Consider the following 19,876-nt stretch of genomic DNA (forward strand, 5'->3'; position numbering starts at 1 on the left):
AAATCTTTTCACAACAACGACCAAAAAGCAGATTTTCTTTCGCGTGCAAAACCAGTACTGGCAGTTATTTTTCTGGACCCAATTTGTGATTGTTTGCCAGAAACATTCCCACCGACACCTACAAGCAAAAAACATGCCACATGATGTAATGCAGCTAAAATAGTGTATCCTAAAAAAAATAAAAGCTGCATTTAATTTGGCAACGCCGGCGATACTGTTGCTTATATACGCCAAATAACAAATACGCATATGGGTATAAGCAAAAACGCATAGGTCGATTTAACGGCGCAAACAAGCCATTTCTCATTAAAATACGGAACGATTAAATGCCCGTAGGGCAAGAAAAAAGAATTTGAACCATGTGGAACTTTAAGCAATTCGACCGATCGTGCATTGCACCAATATTGCTCGTTTTCGGTATCGCAGGTGCAGCATTTCCAGTACAGGCAGGCAATAATCCGGCGGATCCGTCCAAAGTGGTGCGTGTCGCATTGCAAGCTGCGGATGATGGCTTTGATCTGGTACGCACCTACAACGCCTACTCCAACTGGGTATCGGAAGCCATTTTCGAGCGTCTGCTGACCTACGACTACCTGGCGCGGCCAGCCAAGCTGGTGCCGGGGACCGCAGAGGCCATGCCGGAGGTAAGCGATGGTGGCAAGACTTATGTCTTCCATATCAAAAAGGGCATTTATTTTTCCCCCGACCCCGCTTTCAAAGGCGTGCGGCGCGAACTGACGGCAGAGGATTACGCCTATACCTTCAAGCGTTTTCTTGATCCCAAGAATCGTTCGCCATCCGCCAACGTCTTGCAAGGCAAGATCGTCGGCATGGACGAACTGATCGCCAAGGCTGCCAAAACCGGCCGCTTTGACTACGATGCGCCGATAGCCGGCCTGCTGACTCCCGACCGCTATACCTTGCAGATCAAGCTCAATGCGCCTGACTACAATTTCCTGTACGTCATGGGGTTCAACGGCTTTGGCGCCCAGGCGCGCGAAGCCGTCGACGCCTACGGCGACCGCACGCCGGCGCACCCGGTTGGCACCGGCCCTTATATGCTGCAGGAATACGTCCCGCGCAGCAAAATCGTGCTGGTCGCCAATCCCGAATACCGCGGTTACACCTGGGATTTCAAATCGTCCGGCTCGGCCTGGGACGATCAGCTGGTGCGTGACATGAAGGGCAAGAAAATGCCGCAGGTCGGCCGTGTCGAAATCAATATCATCGAAGAAGAGCAGTCGCGCTGGCTGGCCTTCCAGGACAAACAGATCGATTTCGACTACCTGCCCCAAGCTGCGGCGCCGACTGTCCTCGACGGGAAAAAGCTCAAGCAATCCTTCGTCGATCAAGGCATTACCCTGGACACCGTGACTGAACCAGGCGTCGTCTACATCTTCATGAACTTCAGAGACCCCCTGATCGGCGGCAGCAGTCTCGAGAAAAATGCCCTGAGGCGCGCAATTGCAATGGTGTACAACATCAAGGATGAAATCAGCCAGGCCCGTCTCGGCCTGGCGGTCAAAGCGGAAATGGCGATTCCCGAAGGCGTGATCGGTCACGATCCGAACTATCGCAACAGCATCTCCTACGATCCGGTGCTGGCAAACAAATTGCTTGACCGCTTTGGCTACAAGCGCGGCGCCGACGGTTATCGCACCTTGCCCGACGGCAAGCCGCTGACTTTGAAAATCACGACAGAACCGAACGCAACCAACACGGTTTTTTCGGAGATATGGAAGCGCGGGTTAGATAAAGTCGGTATCCGCGTAGATTTTCCAGTGAGCAATTTTGCCGACAACCTGAGGGCCGCCAACGAATGCAAGCTGATGATGTGGAATGGCTCGTGGAATGCGGACTATCCAGAAGGCGAGAATTTCATGCAGCTGCTGTACGGACCGAATGTGGGACAAGGCAACAACGGCTGCTATAGCTCGCCGGCCTATGACGCCCTGTATGTCAAAGCCCGGGCGACACCTCCCGGCCCGGAGCGCAACCAGCTGTATATCGACATGAGCCGCCAGATGGAAGCCGATACCGCCTGGGTGCTGACAACGTCGCGTTTGCGCAACTGGATGATACGGCCCTGGATCAAGGGCTTCAAGCGCCACCCTATCCTGCAGGCCGACTGGCAGTACCTGGATGTTGAGAAACACTAGAAAAGCTGCAATTTTTGCAATAGTATCGATTTGATTATCTATCTTTTTACGCCGGATTCTGTACTATGCCGCCTTGACCCAGAACGCGCGCAGACCGTCAGGCATAAAAATCAACGACAACGAAGGAGACATGAAATGAATCAATTCCAGCCTAGCGCCATAGGCAACGCAGTCCGGCTTTAACGGATTTTTAGTGGGGAACAGAAACTATTGATCGCCTATCTGCTTACCGGCGGAGAATTGCGATGTCATCGGAGATGACGCTGTTTGTGATCAGGATAAGCCATCTTGACCGCAGACAGAAAATAACCACTTGCTCAAAAGGCATAAAAAATGATCCGTAAAATGTCGAATTTCGTCCAGCTCAAACACCTGTTCATAGCACCCGTGCTGGCGCTCGCCGCCGTCGCCGGCAGTGCCGAAGCCAACCCGGCCGATCCAACCAAAGTGATAAGAACCGCATTCGAAGCCGCAGACGATGGCTTCGACATGGCGCGCACCCAGAATTTCTATTCCGGCTGGGTCAGCGAAGTCATCTTTGAACCTCTGGTCACCTATGATTACCTTGCGCGACCGGCCAAGCTGGTGCCCAAGACAGTGGAAGCGATGCCGGAAATCAGCGAGGATGGCAAGACCTACACCTTCCACATCAAGAAGGGCATTTATTTCTCCCCTGACCCGGCTTTCAAAGGGGTCCGCAGGGAATTGACCGCCGAAGACTACATTTACACGTTCAAGCGCGTGCTTGATCCGAAAAACCGCTCGCCGTCCGCCAATTTCCTGGCGGGTAAAATTGCAGGCCTTGACGAACTGGCTGCGCAAGCTCAGAAAACCGGCCATTTCAACTATGAAGCGCCGCTGGCCGGCTTGCAGGCGCCGGACCGCTACACCCTCAAGGTGGTCCTCAACGCCAAGGACTACAACTTCCTGAATGTGGTCGCTTACAGCGCCTTTGGCGCCATGGCGCACGAGGTGGTCGATGCCTATGGCCAGCAAACCGGCCAGCATCCGGTGGGAACCGGCGCCTACATGATGGAACAGTACGTCCCGCGTAGCAAAATCGTCCTGGTCGCCAATCCAGAGTTCCGCGGATATACCTGGGACTTCAAGCCCTCTACCGACGCCATCGACAAACAAGTCATCAAGGACATGCAAGGCAAGAAAATGCCGCAGATCGGCAGGGTCGAGGTCAGCATCATCGAAGAAAACCAGTCGCGCTGGCTGGCGTTCCAGGGCAAGCAGATCGATTTCGACAAGATGCCCGATACCGCGGCGCTCAGCGTGCTGGACGGCGACAAACTCAAGCCCGCCTATGCTGAACAAGGCATCCAGCTGCAACGTGTAGTCGACACCGGGATTACTTACACTGTCCTGAACATGAAAGACCCTGTCATAGGCGGCTACAGCAACGAAAAAATTGCATTGCGGCGTGCCATAGCGATGGCATACAACAACAGGGAAGAGGCCTCTTTATTGCGCAATGGCCAGGCCATGAAACTGGAAATGATCATTGCGCCAGGCGTCGGCGGCTATGATCCAGCGTACCGGACCAGCATCGATTACGATCCCGTGCTGGCCAACAAGCTGCTCGATCATTTCGGCTACAAGCGCGGCGCCGACGGCTACCGCACCATGCCCGACGGTTCCCCGCTGCTGCTCAAATACACCTCCAACCAGGGCGGGATCGGCCAGGAAATGTCCGAGCTCTGGAAACGCGGACTGGACCTGATCGGCATCAAGACCAAATTCATCGTCAGCAATTTTGCCGACAACCTGAAAGCAGCGACCTCGTGCGAACTGATGATGTGGGGCGCCGCCTGGATGGCCGACTATCCGGAAGCGGAAAATTTCCTGCAGTTGCTGTACGGGCCCAACTCCGGCCACGGCAACCACGGCTGCTACCAGTCGCCCACTTTCGACTCTCTCTACGTCAAGGCCATGGCCCTGCCGCTCGGCGCTGAACGCAACCAGATCTACCTGCAGATGAACCGGCAGTTCGAGGCGGACACCGCCTGGGTCCTGAACACGACCCGCATCCGCAGCTGGCTGGTGCGGCCGTGGGTCAAGGGTTTCAAGAAACACCCGATCCTGCATGCTGAGTGGCCGTACATCGATGTCGAAAAACACTAACTCATCACCTATTCGGTAACGGACAATCCAGCTGCGGCAAACATCGCCTGCCGCAGCTCCAATTTATTTAGCTAGAGACATTTAGAAGGAGACACATGGTATGAACTCGCTTTGGTTACGCGGGATATTGGTTGCGTGTTTGGCGTGCGCCCTGCCGATGAAGGCATCGGTGGCAGCGCCAACTTCACCGGCTGATCCCGAAAAGGTATTGCGCTATGTCTTTGTGGCGCCGGAAACAGGCTTCGATCCGGCCATCACGCGAGATTTGTATTCGGCGCTGGTGGTGCAATCGGTATTCGAGACGCTGTTCACCTACGACTACCTGGCGAGGCCTGCCAAGCTGATTCCGCTGACGGCGGAAGCCCTGCCGGAAGTGTCCGCCGACGGCAAGACCTATACCATACGGCTGAAAAAAGGCATCTATTTCGCCGACGATCCTGCCTTCAACGGCAAGAAGCGCGAACTGACCATGGCCGACTACGTATATTCATACAAGCGGCTGTTCGATCCGCGACTGGCCTCGCCCCACAGCTGGCTGCTGGAAGGCAAAGTGGTCGGCCTGGATGAAGTAGCCGAACAGGCGCGCAAGACCAACCACTTCGATTACGACGCCAAGGTAGCCGGATTCGAACTGCTGGACCGCTACACCCTGCGCATCCATCTGAAACAATCCGACTTCAACCTGGGCATGATCCTGGCGCATGAGCCGACCAGCGCCATCGCCCGCGAAGTCGTCGACAAATACCATGACGCCCAGGGCCAGGTGATGGCCAACCCGGTCGGCACCGGCCCTTACAAACTGACCAACTGGGTGCGCGGCGCGCGCATGACATTGACCGCGAATCCCGATTTCCGCGGCTCCGTGTGGGATTTCCAGCCTAGCAGCGATCCGGGCGACCAGGAAATCGTCGCCAAGCTGAAGGGCAAGCGCATGCCGCAGATCGGCCGCATCGAGATCAGCGTGATGGTGGAAGACCAGTCGCGCCTGCTGGCGTTCGAGGGCGATGAAGTCGATATCACCGAACTGATGGGGCCGCTGGCGCCGCAGGCAATGATCGGCGGCAAGCTGAAGCCGGAATTCGTCAAGAGAGGCGTGCAGCTGTCGCGCATCGTCGACCCTGAAATCAGCTATTACTACTGGAACATGAAGGACCCGGTGCTGGGCGGCCTGAGCAAGGAAAAGATCGCGCTGCGACGCGCGATTGCCATGGCCCATAACGTACAGGAAGAAATCAAGGTGGTCTGGAACGACGAAGCGATTGCCTTGCAATACCCTATCCCGCCCGGCATCGTCGGTTACGACCCTGACTACAAGAGCAGCCTGCAGTTCGATCCGGCCGCCGCCAATGCCCTGCTGGACAAGTTCGGCTACAAGATCGGCAGCGACGGCTGGCGCACCCTGCCGGACGGCAAGCCGTTGCAGGTCCGTTATTCGGCGCGTGCCGATTCCAACGGCCAACAACAGTCCGAGATGTGGAAGAAGACCTACGACCTGATCCATATCAAGATGGTCGGCGACCTGAAAACCTTCCCCGACCTGCTCAAGGCCGAGAAAGAATGCCAACTGCAATCCCGCACCGCGCCATGGATTGCAGACTATCCTGACGGCGACAACTTCATGCAGCTGTTCTACGGGCCGAATATCGGCCAGAACAACAATGGCTGCTCCAAGATCCCTGAGTACGACGTCCTTTACGCCGAAACCCAGAAACTGCCGGCCGGCCCCGAGCGCGACCTGCTGTACCACAAGATGGCGCGCATCCTGGAAGTCTATGCGCCGGCCCGCATCGGTTACGCCCGCTACCGCAACATGATTGCGCAGCCACGGGTGATCGGATACAAAAAGCACCCGATCCTGCATACCGAATGGATGTATTTCGATATCGACAAGACCAAATAAAACCCGCGGATGGCAAGACGCCGTCCGCCCCTTTCCCTATAAATTTTCACTCAGCCCTTATTTGAGGAAATGCATGAAACCATCATCATTTTTCTTGCCGGTCACCACGGCATCAGTAGCAACGCTACTGATGCTGATGCTGAACCAGGCAGCCGCCCAAGACGCGCAACGCCCGTTGATTCCCTTGCTGAAAGCGGAGGACATCCCTACCCTGTGCGACAGCACCCTGACCACCTTGCGCAAGCGCGTGTCGGCACTGGAAAAATTGTCGCCGGCGCACGCCAAGGACAGCAAGAAAGTACTCACCGAATGGAACGACCTGCAGATCGCCTTCGAAGACTTGCAAGGCCCGGTCGACATCCTCAACAATGTCTCGCCTGACGCCAAGGTCCGCAGCACCACCGAAGCCTGCCTGATCGACCTCAACAAACTGTCGACCGAACTGTTCCAGAACGAAAAACTGTACGCGCGCTTCAAAGCCATCCAGCCGGTCGATCCGGTCGAGAAAAAGCTGCGCCAGGATATCCTCTACAGCTTCGACGATACCGGCGTCTCGCTGGCGCCGGAAAAGCGGGCGCGCATGAAAGCCATCCTCGACAAGCTCAACGAACTGAGCCAGGAATTCGCCCGCAACATCCGCGACAACAACCAGAAGCTGACATTCACCCCGGCTGAAGTGCAAGGCATGCCGGAAGCTTACCTGGCGCGCGCCAAGCGCGACGACAAGGGCAACTACCTGCTCGGCTTCGATTACCCCGATTACAAGCCCTTCATGGAATCGGCCGACAATAGCGATGCGCGCCGCCGCTACCAGATCGCGTTCGCCAACCACGGCACGCCGAAGAACCTGCCGATCCTGAAAGAGGCGATGGACCTGCGCCACGAAATGGCGACCCTGTTCGACCTGCCCAGCTACGCCGATTTAGTGACGCGCCGGCGCATGGTCAAGAATCCGCAGACCGTGGACAAATTCCTGACCGAAGTGCAAACCGCGGTCACCCAGCTGGAAATCAAGGAAATCGAAGAACTGCGCGTGTTCAAGTCCGAAACGCTGAAGACGCCGCTGGCCGAGACCAGGCTGGACCGCTGGGATTCCGAATACTGGCAACAGAAAATCAAGCAGTCGCGCTACAAGGTAGACCAGGAAGCCCTGCGCAAATATTTCCCGACCGATGCCGCCGTGCCCTGGATCCTGAGCGTTTCCAGCACCTTGTACGGCGTCGAGTTCAAGCGTGTAGAGGTGCCGGTATGGCACCCTGACGTCCAGTACTACGATGTCATCGACAGCAGCAGCAAAAAGCGCATTGCCGGCATCTACCTCGACCTGTTCCCGCGCGAAGGCAAATACGGCCACGCGGCAGCCTGGGCGACGCGCGGCGTCAGCACCCTGGCCCATCGCACGCCGGTGTCCACCCTGGTCACCAACTTCGACCGCAACGGCTTGAACAGCGACGAACTGGAAACCCTGGTGCACGAATTCGGCCACGTCCTGCACGGCGTGCTGTCGAACACCAAGTACGTCACCCAGGCCGGCACCAACGTCGAGCTGGATTTTGTCGAAGCGCCATCGCAGATGTACGAAGAATGGGCGCGCCGCAAGGAATCGCTGACGCTGCTGGCCGGCTTCTGCAAGAGCCCTTGCCCGACCATCGACGACGCCCTGCTGCAACGCCTGACCGCAGCCCACAACTACGGCCGCGGCATACGCTATGCCCGCCAGTTGCTGTATGCGGGTTACGACATGGCTATCCACAACGACAAGGCCGACCAGGAGCAGCCGCTCGCCGTCTGGCAAAAGATGGAAGGCGCAACACCGCTCGGTTATGTGCCAGGCACCGAATTCCCAGGCCAGTTCGGCCACCTGATGGGCGGCTACGCAGCCGGCTACTACGGCTACATGTGGTCGGAAGTGCTGGCGCTGGACATGCTGTCGCGCTATAACGGCAAGCTGATGAACCCGGAAGTCGGCCACCTGTACCGTAAAGACATCCTTTCCCGCGGCGCTGAAAAGCCGGCCGGCGAAATGGTCAGCAGCTTCCTCGGCCGCGAGCCGAACAGCAAAGCATTCTTTGACGAAATTTCAGGCCAGCGCCTGCATTGAGCCAGACTAAGGAACCATCATGACCGCTTATATCCTGCGCCGACTCTGGCAAATGCTGCCGACCATGCTCGGCGTCATCGTACTGGTATTTTTCCTGTTCAACTGGGTCGGGGGCGACCCGGCCTATATCCTGGCAGGGAAGATGTCGAACCCGCAACAGATCGCCAACATCCGCACCCAGCTCGGCATCGACCAGCCGTACTACATTCAGCTGTGGATCTTCATCAAGCAGATCGTCACCTTCAACTTCGGCAACAGCTGGAGCACCGGTGAATCAGTCGCCAACGTCATCATGACCCGCCTCGGGCCGTCCATGACCGTGCTGATCCCGCTGACCATCCTGGAAACCCTGATCGCCGTCGCACTGGCGCTGGCAGTCGCTTTCGTGCGCGGCTCCAAGGTCGACCGCGCGGTAATGGTGGCTTGCACCGTCGGCATGTCGGTCAGTATCCTGGTCTACATCATCCTGTTCCAGTACTGGTTCGCCTACAAGCTGAGCCTGTTCCCGGTGCAAGGCTGGGGCAACAGCTTCTGGGAAAACCTGTTCCACTACTCGGCGCTGCCGATCCTGATCATGCTGGCGGTGAGTATCGCCCCCAGCCTGCGCCTGTACCGTACTTTCGTGCTTGACGAAGTCAACCAGGATTACGTCCGCACCGCGCGCGCCAAGGGCGTCAAGGAACGCCGCATCCTGTGGGTGCACGTCTTGCGCAATGCCGCGATCCCGATCATCACCAACGTCATGTCGAACCTGCCGGCGCTGCTGATCGGCGCTTTCCTGATCGAGCGCTTCTTCTCGATCCCGGGCATCGGCCGCGAAGTGATCTTGGCAGTTGAACGCAGCGATTTCCCGGTGATCAAGGCGATCACGATCTATGTCGCCGCCGCCACCATGATATTCAACCTGTTGACTGACTTGCTGTACCAAGCCGTCGACCCACGCGTTCAACTGAAGTAGGAGCCGCCATGACTCAAAGTATAAATTCGGCCCCTGCCCAAGCGGCGCCTGAAGCAACAGCAGCAACCGTAGCCCTCGGCAGCGCTCCCGGCGCCACCCATTCGCCCGGCCTGTGGGCCTTGGCCTGGAAGCGCCTGCGCGCCGACCATGTCGCCATGGCTGCCATGACCGTTGTCGGCCTGTACCTGCTGATGCTGGTACTGTCCGCCAGCGGCTTGCTGGCCAAGGACTGGGCCCAGGAAATCGGCGTCAACTATGCGCCGCCCACCTTCATGGGGGCTCAGACCGATGCCGAACGCGGCTTCAGCGACAATGACGCCGTCGTTGAGGCGCCGCCGCCGGAAAACCCGGTCGATCCGCTGCGCGACATCCTGCGCGACCTGCGCAAAAGCGGCACGGTAGCAATCGCTCCGCCGGTAGTCGCCAATGACTATGGCATTGCTGATCCGCTGGCAGCGGAAATGGCTGAAATCCGTGCTGATCTGGCCAAGAAAGGCGGCAGCGTGGTGCTGGCCCGCAAACCTACCCTGCCGTTCGGCGCCGACAAATGGGGCCACGACATCATCAAGAAAACCATCAAAGGCGCGGAAACCTCGATCATCGTCGGCCTGGTGGCGGCGCTGCTGGCGGTTGCCCTCGGCACCATCTTCGGTGCGGTATCCGGCTACTTCGGCGGCTGGGTCGATGACGCCTTCAACTGGTTCTACAGCATCTTCACCTCCATCCCCTACCTGCTGCTGATCCTGGCGGTGGCCGCGGTGCTGCAGCAAAAGGGTGTGATGGCGATCGTGCTGATCCTCGGCCTGACCGGCTGGACCGGCACCTACCGCCTGATCCGCGCCGAATACATGAAGCACAAGTCGCGTGAATACGTGATGGCGGCGGACGCCATCGGCGCCAGCCACTGGAGCAAGATGTTCGGCCATATCTTCCCTAACGTCAGCCACGTGTCGCTGGTGCAGCTGTCGATCTCGGTGGTCGGCTTCATCAAGTCGGAAGTGATCTTGAGCTTCCTCGGTTTCGGCGTGCCGGTCGGCGTCGTGTCATGGGGCAGCATGCTGAACGAAGCGCAAAACGAATTAATCCTTGGTAAATGGTGGCAGCTGGCGGCTGCAAGTATCGCCATGGCGATCCTGGTGACGGCGTTCTCGCTGTTTACCGATGCGCTGCGCGACGCCCTTGATCCGAAGTTGAAATAGGAGACATCATGCAATCGACCAACCAGAACAATCAACACATCGGACAAGACAGCGCACCATTGTTGCGCGTGCGCGACCTGCGTGTCAGTTTCCGTACCGATAAAAAAACCATGGTGGAAACCGTCAAGGGCATTTCCTTCGACATTCCGCACAACACCACCGTCGCCCTGGTGGGCGAATCAGGCAGCGGCAAATCGGTCAGTTCGCTGGCTGTGATGGGCCTGCTGCCGAAGGATAACTCCAGCATCGCCGCCACCAGCGTCATCGAGTTTGAAGGCCGCAACCTGCTGGCCATGTCGCCGGACGAACGGCGCGACATGTGCGGCAAGGAAATCTCGATGATTTTCCAGGAGCCGATGACCTCGCTCAACCCGGTGTTCACCGTCGGCTTCCAGATCGGCGAAGTGCTGCAGCTGCATATGGGCATGAACGCCAAGCAGGCGCGCGCCCGTGCTATCGCCTTGCTGGAAGAAGTCGGGATTCCATCGCCGGCGACCAAGATCGACGCTTACCCGAGCCAGATGTCGGGCGGCCAGCAGCAGCGCGTGATGATTGCCATGGCGATCGCCTGCGAACCCAAGCTGCTGATTGCCGATGAACCGACCACCGCGCTCGACGTCACGATCCAGAAGCAGATCATCGACCTGATCGAAGCCCTGCGCAAACGCCACAAGATGTCGGTACTGTTCATCACCCATGACCTGGCGCTGGTGGGCGAAATCGCTGACCAAGTGATCGTCATGCGCCATGGTGAAGTGCGCGAAAAAGGCGATGTGCGGCAAATCTTCGAAGCACCGCAGGACCCTTACACCAAGGCCTTGCTGATGTGCCGCCCTTCGCTTGACACCCGCCCATGGCGCTTGCCGGTCATCAGCGACTACATGAACGGCAACAACGGCGCCGACCTCGACCTGCGCGAACGCAGCCGCGGCTGCAGCGGCCAGGAAGATACCCTGCTGGAAGTGCGCAACCTGGGCAAGAGCTTTTATTTCCGCGAAGGCCTGTTCGGCCGTAAGGAATTCAAGGCGGTGCAAGACGTTTCATTCAAGCTGGCGCGCGGCAAGACGCTCGGTGTGGTGGGCGAATCCGGTTCCGGCAAGACCACCGTCGGCCTGACCCTGATGCGCCTGCACCAGGCCACATCCGGACAAGCGCTGTTCGAAGGCAAGGACATCATCGGCATGTCCAACAGCGAGTTCATGTCGTACAAGCGGCGCATCCAGATCATTTTCCAGAACCCTTACGCCTCGCTCAACCCGCGCTTCACCATCGGCCAGATCCTGCTGGAACCGATGCGCATCCACCAGATCGGCAGCGACGACAACGAGCGCACCGAGATGGCGATGCAGCTGCTGCAAAAGGTGGGCCTGCCGCCAATCGCCTATCATCGCTATCCGCATGAATTCTCCGGCGGCCAGCGGCAGCGGATTGCGATTGCGCGCTGCCTGACCATGCGCCCGGAAATCCTGGTGTGCGATGAATCGGTCTCGGCGCTGGACGTGTCGGTGCAAGCCCAGGTGTTGAATCTGTTGCAAGACTTGCAGGAAGAGTTCGGCATGAGCTACATCTTCATCTCGCATGATCTGTCGGTAGTCAAATACCTGGCTGACCAGGTGATGGTGATGCACCAGGGTAAAGTGGTGGAGCTGGCCAACTCGGACGAGCTGTACCACAATCCGACCCATCCTTATACTCGCCAGTTGCTGAGCGCGATTCCTCGCGGTTTGCAAAACTGAAGAACGGGCTGCCAGCGCTTCAACAACGGGGTACAGCGTGAGCTGTGCCCCGTTCTCGTTTACGCCGCGGATTGACGTCTCGGAAATTTAGATATAGCTTGCCAGCACCAATCACAAAAACAGGCGCTGCCGTCAATGAACAGGATAAAGCTGAAGACTGAAACCATCGTGCTGGCAGCGGACCTGGCCGGCACCCTGGTGTTTGCAATAGAAGGCGCCCTGAGCGCAATGCGCGGCGGCCTCGACCTGCTTGGGGTGATGGTGATTTCCTTCGTTGCAGCGCTTGGAGGCGGCGTCATACGCGACCTGCTGATTGGCGCCACGCCGCCGAACGCCATCCGCGACTGGCGCTATCCGGTGCTGACCTTCCTGGCCGGCCTGCTGACCTTTGTGTTCCATTCGACAGTGCAGGGTTTCCCCGCGACGCTGATCCTGGTGCTGGACGCCGCCGGCCTGGCCCTGTTTGCCGTGGCAGGTGTGGAAAAAGCTATCCTGTTCGGCATCCGGCCATTCGTCGCCATGCTGATGGGTACTGTCACCGGAGTCGGCGGCGGCGTGGTACGCGACATCTTGCTGGCGCGCGTGCCGGCCGTGCTGCAGGCGGATATCTACGCCACCGCAGCTTTCTTCGGCGCTTTTTCCGTACTTGCCGCCCGCCGCCTTGGCATGGCGCCAGGTCCCGCCGCCTTGCTTGGCGGAGCTGCCTGTTTCACCCTGCGCCTGGTCGCGGTCTCATACGGCTGGCATCTACCGAAAGCCGTGCTTTGACAAATCTGGTCGGTTGCCTTGCTTGCTGCCGACCTCGCGCACTCCCCTGTCCGCCGGCCCTGGCTCTGCTGGGCGCTAAGCTTGCGTAACATCCCGGTTCAGAAAGCAGTGGCGCATGGCGCTGCCTCGGACTAAGATTACCCATGACATCGCAAGAAAATCAGGTCGCCTATGCCAGGCGCATGCACAAAGTGATCGAGCATATCGACCGCCACATCGACCAGACGCTTGAACTGAGCACGCTGGCCGAAGTCGCCCATTTTTCGGCGTTTCACTTTCACCGCCTGTTCTCGGCATGGATGGGTGAAACCCTTGGCGACTACCTGCGCCGGCGCCGGCTGGAAATGGCGGCGTTGCGGCTGATCGGCCAGCCCGGCGTGCCAGTCCTGGAAATCGCATTATCGGTGGGTTTCGGTTCGACCGAGGCCTTTGCCCGCGCATTCAAGATCCGCTTCGGCTGCACCGCCAGCGAATGGCGCCAGGGGCAGGCGGACCGCTGGGCCGCGCAGCTTGCAGCTGGCCGCAACAGCAATCCTGGTCAGCCGCACCGCAAGCAGGATCAGGAAAACAGTCCCATTCCAGACCATCATGGAAACTCCCAAACAGACACTATGGAGATTCCCATGAAAGTCAAAATCGTCCAGCGGACAGCCGCCAAAATAGCTTACCTGCGCTACATCGGCCCCTATGGCCAGCCGATCTCGGAATTCTGGGGCGAGACCGTCTGCCCGTGGATGGAAACCAACGACCTGTTCGGCCGCCCGCGCTACGGCATCAGCCATGACGACCCGGGCATCGCCAGCGCCGACAAATGCCGCTACGACGCCGGCGTCGAAGTGCCGGACGATTTTGTCGCCAGCGGCAAATCGTTCAGCACCACCGTTCCCGGCGGCAGCTACGCAGTGACCCGCTACGCCGGCACCGGCCGCGATATCGGCGAAACCTGGACTCGCCTGCTGCGCGACTGGCTGCCGGCCAGCGGCATGCAGCTCGATACCCGTCCGTTCTTCGAGTACTACCCGGTCGACGCCGGCTACGATGAAAAAACCGGTATCTTCGAGTGCGACCTTTGCATCCCGGTAGTGCCGCTTTAATCCGGCTGCAGCGCCTGGCGCCATGCGAGTGCGGCCGCCAATTGATTGTGGCGGGCGCAGACAAGCAGTTTGAATTGTCCGCTGCCGGCAACGCCTGGTTCGCCGTTATCGGCGTCGATGTCGCAGCAATCAAGCCGACGCGCCACGGACTGGCGCGGCAATGCCTGGACTGGACCGAGCGCAGCCACCACCTGGCCGGCCCGCTCGGCGTGCAGCTGATGCGCGCGTTATGCGCGGCGGGATGGCTGCGCCGTTCGCCATCTTCGCGCGCTGTCCAGGTCACGCCTAAAGGGTGGGCTGGCCTGAAAGCGCAGCTCGGCATCGATCAGAATTCGGCTGCGCTCATCACTCAGCCAACATAAACAGTCACGCCGCCGCAATCCTGCGGATGGTTTCGTGCACCGCCTGCAGCAGCAATTCTTCCAGCCGGTTCACCGCCGGCCCTGGCATCGTATGTGCACGGTATAAGGACAAGCCGATCGGCGGCAGCGCCGGCAAGCCGGCCGCTTGCGGCTCGATGATGCGCAAGCTGGCAGGCAGGCCGATCGGCGTGCGCACCGTCAGCCCCAGCCCCGCGGCCGAGGCCGCCCACAGCGCGGCCAGGCTGGCGCTGGTGAACGCATGGCGCCAGGCGATGCCGGCGCCGTCCAGCGCGTTCGAAGCGATATCGCGCAGCATGCAAGGCGCGTCCAGCAATACCAGCGGCAAGGGCACGCCGGCCTGCACTTGCGCAACATCCTGCGCCGGTCCGATCCAGCACAATGGCAGGTCGTCCACCCGTTGCGCGTTCAGCGCCGGCGTACCGCTTTCCCACAGCAAAGCCAGATCGATGCGGCCCAGGGTCACGCGCTCGCGCAGGTCTGTGCTGCGCGCAACGCAGACTTCAACCCGCACTTTCGGATGGGCGCGCATGAAACGTCCCAGCACGTCCGCCAGCAGCGCTTCGCCGAAATCCTCCTGCAATCCCAGCCTCACCTCGCCCTCCAGCTCGACGCCGCGCACCGCGCTGGCGGTTTCGTCGTTGAGATCGAGCAAGCGGCGCGCGTAACCCAGCAGGATCTCGCCGGCCGCGGTCAGCGCCAGGCCACGCCCGGCTTTACGGAAAATCGGCGCCCCGGCCTGTTCCTCCAGCTTCTTCAGCTGCGCGCTCACCGCAGACGTAGAGCGCCCTAGGCGGTCGGCCGCCTTGGCGTAGCTGCCGAGGTCGATGCCGGTAGTGAAGGTACGCAATACGTCGAGGTCAAAACTGATTTGTCGCATGACAACCATCCCGTTTTTCAAAACTGTTTGTTCTAAACAATCTGATATTCAAAAGTATCGCGCAAAGCGATACTTGCTGCAAGCGCTGAAATCAGCACAGATGCCAGCGCATATCGCCACAGGAGAATCAAGATGTCCTCATCCGCTATTGCCACTACTGCAAGCTCCAATGACCGCCGTCACCGCTGGAAGGTGCTGGGCGTGGGCGTTGCCGCCAATGCCAGCTTCTCAGCCGCCTTCAGTGGCATTCCGACAACCGCCGTCCTGATACGCTCGGGTTACCATCTCGACAACGCGGAACTGGGACTGGTGCTGGGCCTGATGGGTCTCGGCATCGCTTTAAGCGAACTGCCTTGGGGCTTGCTGACCGACCGCTGGGGCGACCGCCCGGTGCTGTTGTCGGGCCTGGCTACCACCGCCGTGGCGCTGGCCTTGATGGCGTTGTTTGTTGTACCTGGCCCAGGCCATGTGCCCGGCCTGCCGTTGCTGGCCGCCGGCTTGCTGCTGGTCGGCCTGCTCGGCGGCAGCGTCAACGGCTCCAGCGGCCGCGCGGTGATGACCTGGTTCGGCGAAGGCGAGCGCGGCATGGCGATGAGTATCCGCCAGACCGCGGTGCCGCTGGGCGGCGCCATCGGCGCCCTGTTCCTGCCGGCGCTGGCTGCCCATTTCGGCTTTGCCTCGGTGTATGGCGTGCTTGCCTTGTTCTGTGCAGTGACGCTGTTTTTTACCTGGCTATGGCTGTATGAACCCGCCGCCAGCGCTGCCGAAAAAACACATGCGGCACGCCAGCCAACGACGCCGGCGCCATTGAAGGACCGCCAGCTGTGGCGCATCGTCGCCGCGATCGGCATCCTGTGCGCGCCGCAATGTTCAATCTTGTTCTTTGGCGCCGTGTTCCTGCACGACTTCAGCCACGCCGGCATCGCCGCCATCACCATCGCCATGGCGACATTGCAATGCGGCGCCATGGTCATGCGCGTATGGAGCGGCCGCTGGACCGACCGCAAGCGCAACCGGCGCGAATTCCTGCGCTTCTGCACCATCTCCAGCGCCATCGCCTTCGCAGCCCTGGCCGCACTGGTGACGCTGGCCGGCCAGTCGCCGAATATCGGTCCCGTGATGGCGACGCTGCTGATCGCGATGCTGGTGCTGACCGGCGTCAGCATCTCGGCCTGGCACGGCGTCGCTTATACCGAACTGGCGACCATCGCCGGCGCTCGCAACGCCGGCACCGCGCTCGGCATGGCGAACACCAGCGTATTCGTGATGTGTTTCCTGACGCCGCTGGCGATCCCACACATCCTCACGTTCGGCAGCTGGCCGGCGGTATGGTTGCTAGGCAGCGCATGCGCGCTGGTCGCCTTGCGGTTTTTCCCAAAACCTGTGCAAGCGATGCCGGCTAGCGTACCCTGCACGCAATGAACGGCATCCGTGGAAAGCCGTTTCTGGCTAGCGGGGACGGACGAATTCGATCAATTTAGCCACCCGTCAAAGAAGCATCTCCGTTCAATGCCAACGGCAGCGCCCTGGCCCATCGGTTCGCCGAGAGCGAAAATGTCAGCGCGCGAACCTGGTGATACCACCCGGCCGGCACATACAGGAGCTCGCCGGGTTGCATGATGCATTCGATCATTGCCGCCTGGCGGGCAAGCGGAAATTTCTCGAAATCCGGCGCCTCGGGGTCAAACGGCGAGCCGAACAGGATGGCGTTCGCCTCGCGCGGGTAAAGGAATTCGTCGTGGTGAGGCGGCGACAGGAAAATACGCTTGCTGCCCCAGATCTGCGCAAAAATATTATCGTCATAGTCGCAATGCAGCGGCGTCACCGTTCCCGATGGGCCAAGCCAAAAGCGCGGCGGGCCCATTTTATTAAAATAGGCGGGCCAATGGCATAATGCATTCAATTCACGTAATTCGAGGTTGCCCAGATACGGCGGCAGCTCCTGTGTGTGATTTGCGACGAGCTCAAGGTACGCCAGCAGAGACATGTCCTGCATCGCCCGGTCCGGCGCGAAAGCGGTATTGACATAGTCGCCGACCCTTGCGCGCACGTGCAGTTCGCCAAAGCGTTCGCGCAGCGTCTGCGGCGTAAGAGCGGACAGCGGCCACTTGCCGACGAGCCCGGTGATGACAAATGGCAGGCCTTTTGCCGCATGCATGCGGAATGCCGCAGCGTCGAGCATGCCCATGCGTGGCACTGCGGAAATGACAGGCAGGTCGCGACCGGCGCGCTTGATCGCTTCACGCATTTCCTGTATCGAAGTGACGCCGCGAACCAGTGCGTCCTTCCGTTCCCGCGCCTGTTTTTTGACAATAACGTCTTCGGGCGACATGGCCGCCGACGACGGCCGGGGCGGCAACAATCGTGACGATCGGCGTGTCTCCTGCCGTTCTCGATTATCGGCTGCTGGTTTTTTCATTTTTTTTCTATCGTTGTACAAATTATTCTTAACGATGAAAGCAGTCTTTCACCAGGCTATTCAAAGATATCAACGTAACTTCGAACGATATGATTACATATCAACCCAGACTGATCCAACTCGCCGCCAATCCAGATAACCGTATATTTCCGAGCTGGCCTCAACCGTCACGCTTGCGCGATCCAGGCTGAGGCCTCGAAGCCGATTTACTTATCCGCCGCCAACTTGCCGGCCTTTGCCCAATCTTCACGCGAGATTTCGCTGATCACAACGTCCACACTCTCCGGCGGACAGGTCAGGGTTTCGACGGCAACTCTAGTCACTTCGCGAACGAAGGCACGCTTTTGCTCCAGTGTGCGGCCGGGATGCATTTCTAAACGCAAAATAGGCATGATATCTCCTTGGTAAGGGGCGCCCGGAATTGGGGCCCGATGTCTCAGTATCGGGCAGTTCGGCACACAGATAAATATGCAATAATTTGAATCATTTCAAACCCCAAGGTTCTTAATCATGGACAAGCTGGCCGGCATGGCGATGTTTGTACGAGTGGTGGAGAGCGGCAACTTCACTGCCGCGGCCTCAGTCAGCGGCGTCTCCTCCACCATGGTTGCCAAGCACGTCCGAACTATCGAACAGCGGCTAGGCGCACGTTTACTCCATCGCACTACCCGCCGCCAACAGCTTACTGAAGTGGGCCGGCTCTATTACGAGCGTTGCAAGAAAGTGCTGTCGGAAGTGGAACTGGCCGAAGCCAGCGCTTCAGAGCTGCAGGCCAGTCCGCGCGGACTGGTCAGGCTGGTTGCTCCGGTCAGCTTTGGCAGCCACAGTCTTGCTCCTGTATTGGCCGACTACCTGGCCCGCCATCCTGAAGTCAACGTAGAACTGACACTGGACAATCGCGCGCCTGACCTGATCAAGGAGGGTTATGAATTAGGCATCCAAATCGGCGAAATTGAAGCGACCGGGCTGGTCGCGCGGCCGCTGCGTCCCTATCGCAGGATACTGGCGGCAGCGCCAAGCTATCTGGCCCGGCACGGGCAACCGGAACACCCGGAGCAATTAAACGCGCACAGCTGCCTAGGTCTGTCGTATTGGCGCCACCATGATCACTGGCACTTGCTTGGACCTGACGACGAATTTTGCAAAGTAACGGTAAAAGGCCGGTTCAGTTCAAACCAGGGTAGCGCCTTGCGCAATGCTGCCTTGCATGGAGCAGGTATCGTGCTTCAACCTGAAGTATTGCTGGCTGACGATATAGCTGCAGGTCGCCTGGTGCCGGTATTGCCGGCCTGGTCATACAGGCCGACGCCAATGTATCTGATTTACAGGCAGGACAGCAGGCCCACGGCAAAGTTACGTAGTGTTATCGATCTGCTGGTAAAGTGTTTCGGCCCTGCGGACTAACCAGTTCAGCTTTCTCAGTCGCCCCGCCAACGGCCAGTTCTATCCGATCATCCTGGTTGGCGCCACTGATCCAGATCGCCCGCGAGAAGAAAGTCTCGGCGTATGTAGGCGACGGACTTAACCGCTGGCCGGCGGTACATGTCAGCGATGCTGCCCGGCTCTACAGGCTGGTGCTGGAGAAACGGGAAGCCGGCAGCAGGTATCACGCTGTCGCCGAAGAAGGGATGGCGCCCGGCCGGAGTGGGACTGATCGCAGATCTCGAACAGATGAAATACCTCTAAAACCGAACAGGCTGAGCGCCGGCAGCGTCTTTGCGGCTATCGGCCGCTGCCGGATGGTCATCAACTCAGGAAATAAAATACCTCCTTGTATGGCATCATGTGGCGATTGTTTTCCCCATCGTTCTAGCTGAAGTCTGCCGACAAGGATTCCCATGGTCACCTGCTACCTGCGTTACATCATCGATCCATACAAACTCAAGGAATTCGAGCACTACGGCAAAGTCTGGATTCCGCTGGTGGAGAAATTCGGCGGGATACACCATGGATACTTCCTTCCCTCGGAGGGAATCAGCAACGTGGCGCTGGCGATGTTCACATTTCCTTCGTTCGCGCTGTATGAAGAATACAGGACGAAGTCGCTGCAGGATCCCGAGTGCCAGGCAGCGTTCAAGTATGCCGAGGAAACCCGCTGCATCGTCAGCTATGAACGCAGCTTCTTCCGTCCTGTCTTCAAGTAAATCAGGCG

The 19,876-nt window shown here is 59.1% G+C and carries 16 protein-coding genes and 1 pseudogene; 14 read left to right on the forward strand and 3 right to left on the reverse strand.

Features of this window, described 5'->3' with window-relative positions:
* Positions 1-476 precede the first annotated feature (476 nt).
* The 10 genes from CFU_RS16405 to CFU_RS16450 all read left to right on the forward strand — a co-directional run bounded on the left by CFU_RS16405 (position 477) and on the right by CFU_RS16450 (position 14,407).
* On the forward strand, positions 477-2,159 hold the full coding sequence (locus CFU_RS16405; RefSeq protein ID WP_238531324.1) for an ABC transporter substrate-binding protein: 1,683 nt from the start codon (positions 477-479) through the stop codon (positions 2,157-2,159).
* Between the two features lie 333 nt (positions 2,160-2,492).
* A complete protein-coding gene (locus tag CFU_RS16410) occupies positions 2,493-4,289 on the forward strand; it encodes an ABC transporter substrate-binding protein (RefSeq protein ID WP_014007155.1) in 1,797 nt (598 codons plus the stop codon).
* Between the two features lie 100 nt (positions 4,290-4,389).
* The gene (locus CFU_RS16415) at positions 4,390-6,189 is read left to right on the forward strand and encodes an ABC transporter substrate-binding protein (protein WP_014007156.1); all 1,800 of its coding nucleotides are present in this window, start codon (positions 4,390-4,392) and stop codon (positions 6,187-6,189) included.
* A gap of 73 nt (positions 6,190-6,262) precedes the next feature.
* On the forward strand, positions 6,263-8,290 hold the full coding sequence (locus CFU_RS16420; protein WP_041742220.1) for a M3 family metallopeptidase: 2,028 nt from the start codon (positions 6,263-6,265) through the stop codon (positions 8,288-8,290).
* A 19-nt stretch (positions 8,291-8,309) separates the two neighbouring features.
* Complete coding sequence (locus tag CFU_RS16425) at positions 8,310-9,248, forward strand: ABC transporter permease (RefSeq protein ID WP_014007158.1); 939 nt, start codon at positions 8,310-8,312, stop codon at positions 9,246-9,248.
* An 8-nt stretch (positions 9,249-9,256) separates the two neighbouring features.
* Entirely contained in the window at positions 9,257-10,447 is a 1,191-nt protein-coding gene (locus CFU_RS16430) for an ABC transporter permease (protein ID WP_014007159.1), read from the forward strand.
* Between the two features lie 8 nt (positions 10,448-10,455).
* Positions 10,456-12,183 carry an ABC transporter ATP-binding protein gene (locus CFU_RS16435; protein WP_014007160.1) on the forward strand — a complete coding sequence of 576 codons (1,728 nt, stop codon included), beginning with the start codon at positions 10,456-10,458 and terminating at the stop codon, positions 12,181-12,183.
* 135 nt (positions 12,184-12,318) lie between these two features.
* A complete protein-coding gene (locus CFU_RS16440) occupies positions 12,319-12,951 on the forward strand; it encodes a trimeric intracellular cation channel family protein (RefSeq protein WP_014007161.1) in 633 nt (210 codons plus the stop codon).
* A 143-nt stretch (positions 12,952-13,094) separates the two neighbouring features.
* The gene (locus tag CFU_RS16445; RefSeq protein ID WP_014007162.1) at positions 13,095-14,045 is read left to right on the forward strand and encodes an AraC family transcriptional regulator; all 951 of its coding nucleotides are present in this window, start codon (positions 13,095-13,097) and stop codon (positions 14,043-14,045) included.
* A 74-nt stretch (positions 14,046-14,119) separates the two neighbouring features.
* The gene (locus CFU_RS16450) at positions 14,120-14,407 is read left to right on the forward strand and encodes an ArsR family transcriptional regulator (RefSeq protein ID WP_238531325.1); all 288 of its coding nucleotides are present in this window, start codon (positions 14,120-14,122) and stop codon (positions 14,405-14,407) included.
* Positions 14,408-14,411: 4 nt separating this feature from the next.
* Here the strand turns inward: CFU_RS16450 and CFU_RS16455 are convergent, their stop codons facing one another.
* Positions 14,412-15,305 carry a LysR substrate-binding domain-containing protein gene (locus CFU_RS16455; RefSeq protein WP_041743599.1) on the reverse strand — a complete coding sequence of 298 codons (894 nt, stop codon included), beginning with the start codon at positions 15,303-15,305 and terminating at the stop codon, positions 14,412-14,414.
* A gap of 132 nt (positions 15,306-15,437) precedes the next feature.
* On the opposite strand from CFU_RS16455, the gene CFU_RS16460 reads away from it, so the two are divergent.
* Positions 15,438-16,727, forward strand: a complete 1,290-nt coding sequence (locus CFU_RS16460; protein ID WP_014007165.1) for an MFS transporter — start codon at positions 15,438-15,440, stop codon at positions 16,725-16,727.
* A gap of 55 nt (positions 16,728-16,782) precedes the next feature.
* On the opposite strand, the gene CFU_RS16465 is transcribed toward CFU_RS16460, so the two are convergent.
* Complete coding sequence (locus tag CFU_RS16465; RefSeq protein ID WP_041742221.1) at positions 16,783-17,724, reverse strand: cupin-like domain-containing protein; 942 nt, start codon at positions 17,722-17,724, stop codon at positions 16,783-16,785.
* A 206-nt stretch (positions 17,725-17,930) separates the two neighbouring features.
* The gene (locus CFU_RS16470) at positions 17,931-18,116 is read right to left on the reverse strand and encodes a 4-oxalocrotonate tautomerase (RefSeq protein ID WP_041742222.1); all 186 of its coding nucleotides are present in this window, start codon (positions 18,114-18,116) and stop codon (positions 17,931-17,933) included.
* A 118-nt stretch (positions 18,117-18,234) separates the two neighbouring features.
* Between CFU_RS16470 and CFU_RS16475 the strand changes: the two genes are divergently transcribed.
* The 3 genes and pseudogenes from CFU_RS16475 (at position 18,235) to CFU_RS16480 (ending at position 19,868) form a co-directional block, all read left to right on the forward strand.
* A complete protein-coding gene (locus CFU_RS16475) occupies positions 18,235-19,128 on the forward strand; it encodes a LysR family transcriptional regulator (RefSeq protein ID WP_014007168.1) in 894 nt (297 codons plus the stop codon).
* 65 nt (positions 19,129-19,193) lie between these two features.
* Positions 19,194-19,347, forward strand: a pseudogene (locus tag CFU_RS25235) (NAD-dependent epimerase/dehydratase family protein); the annotation flags it as partial.
* Positions 19,348-19,562: 215 nt separating this feature from the next.
* On the forward strand, positions 19,563-19,868 hold the full coding sequence (locus CFU_RS16480) for an NIPSNAP family protein (protein WP_014007169.1): 306 nt from the start codon (positions 19,563-19,565) through the stop codon (positions 19,866-19,868).
* The last annotated feature ends 8 nt before the right edge of the window (positions 19,869-19,876 follow it).

The sequence above is a fragment of the Collimonas fungivorans Ter331 genome (genome assembly GCF_000221045.1).
In the GTDB taxonomy this organism is placed as follows: Bacteria; Pseudomonadota; Gammaproteobacteria; order Burkholderiales; family Burkholderiaceae_D; genus Collimonas; species Collimonas fungivorans_A.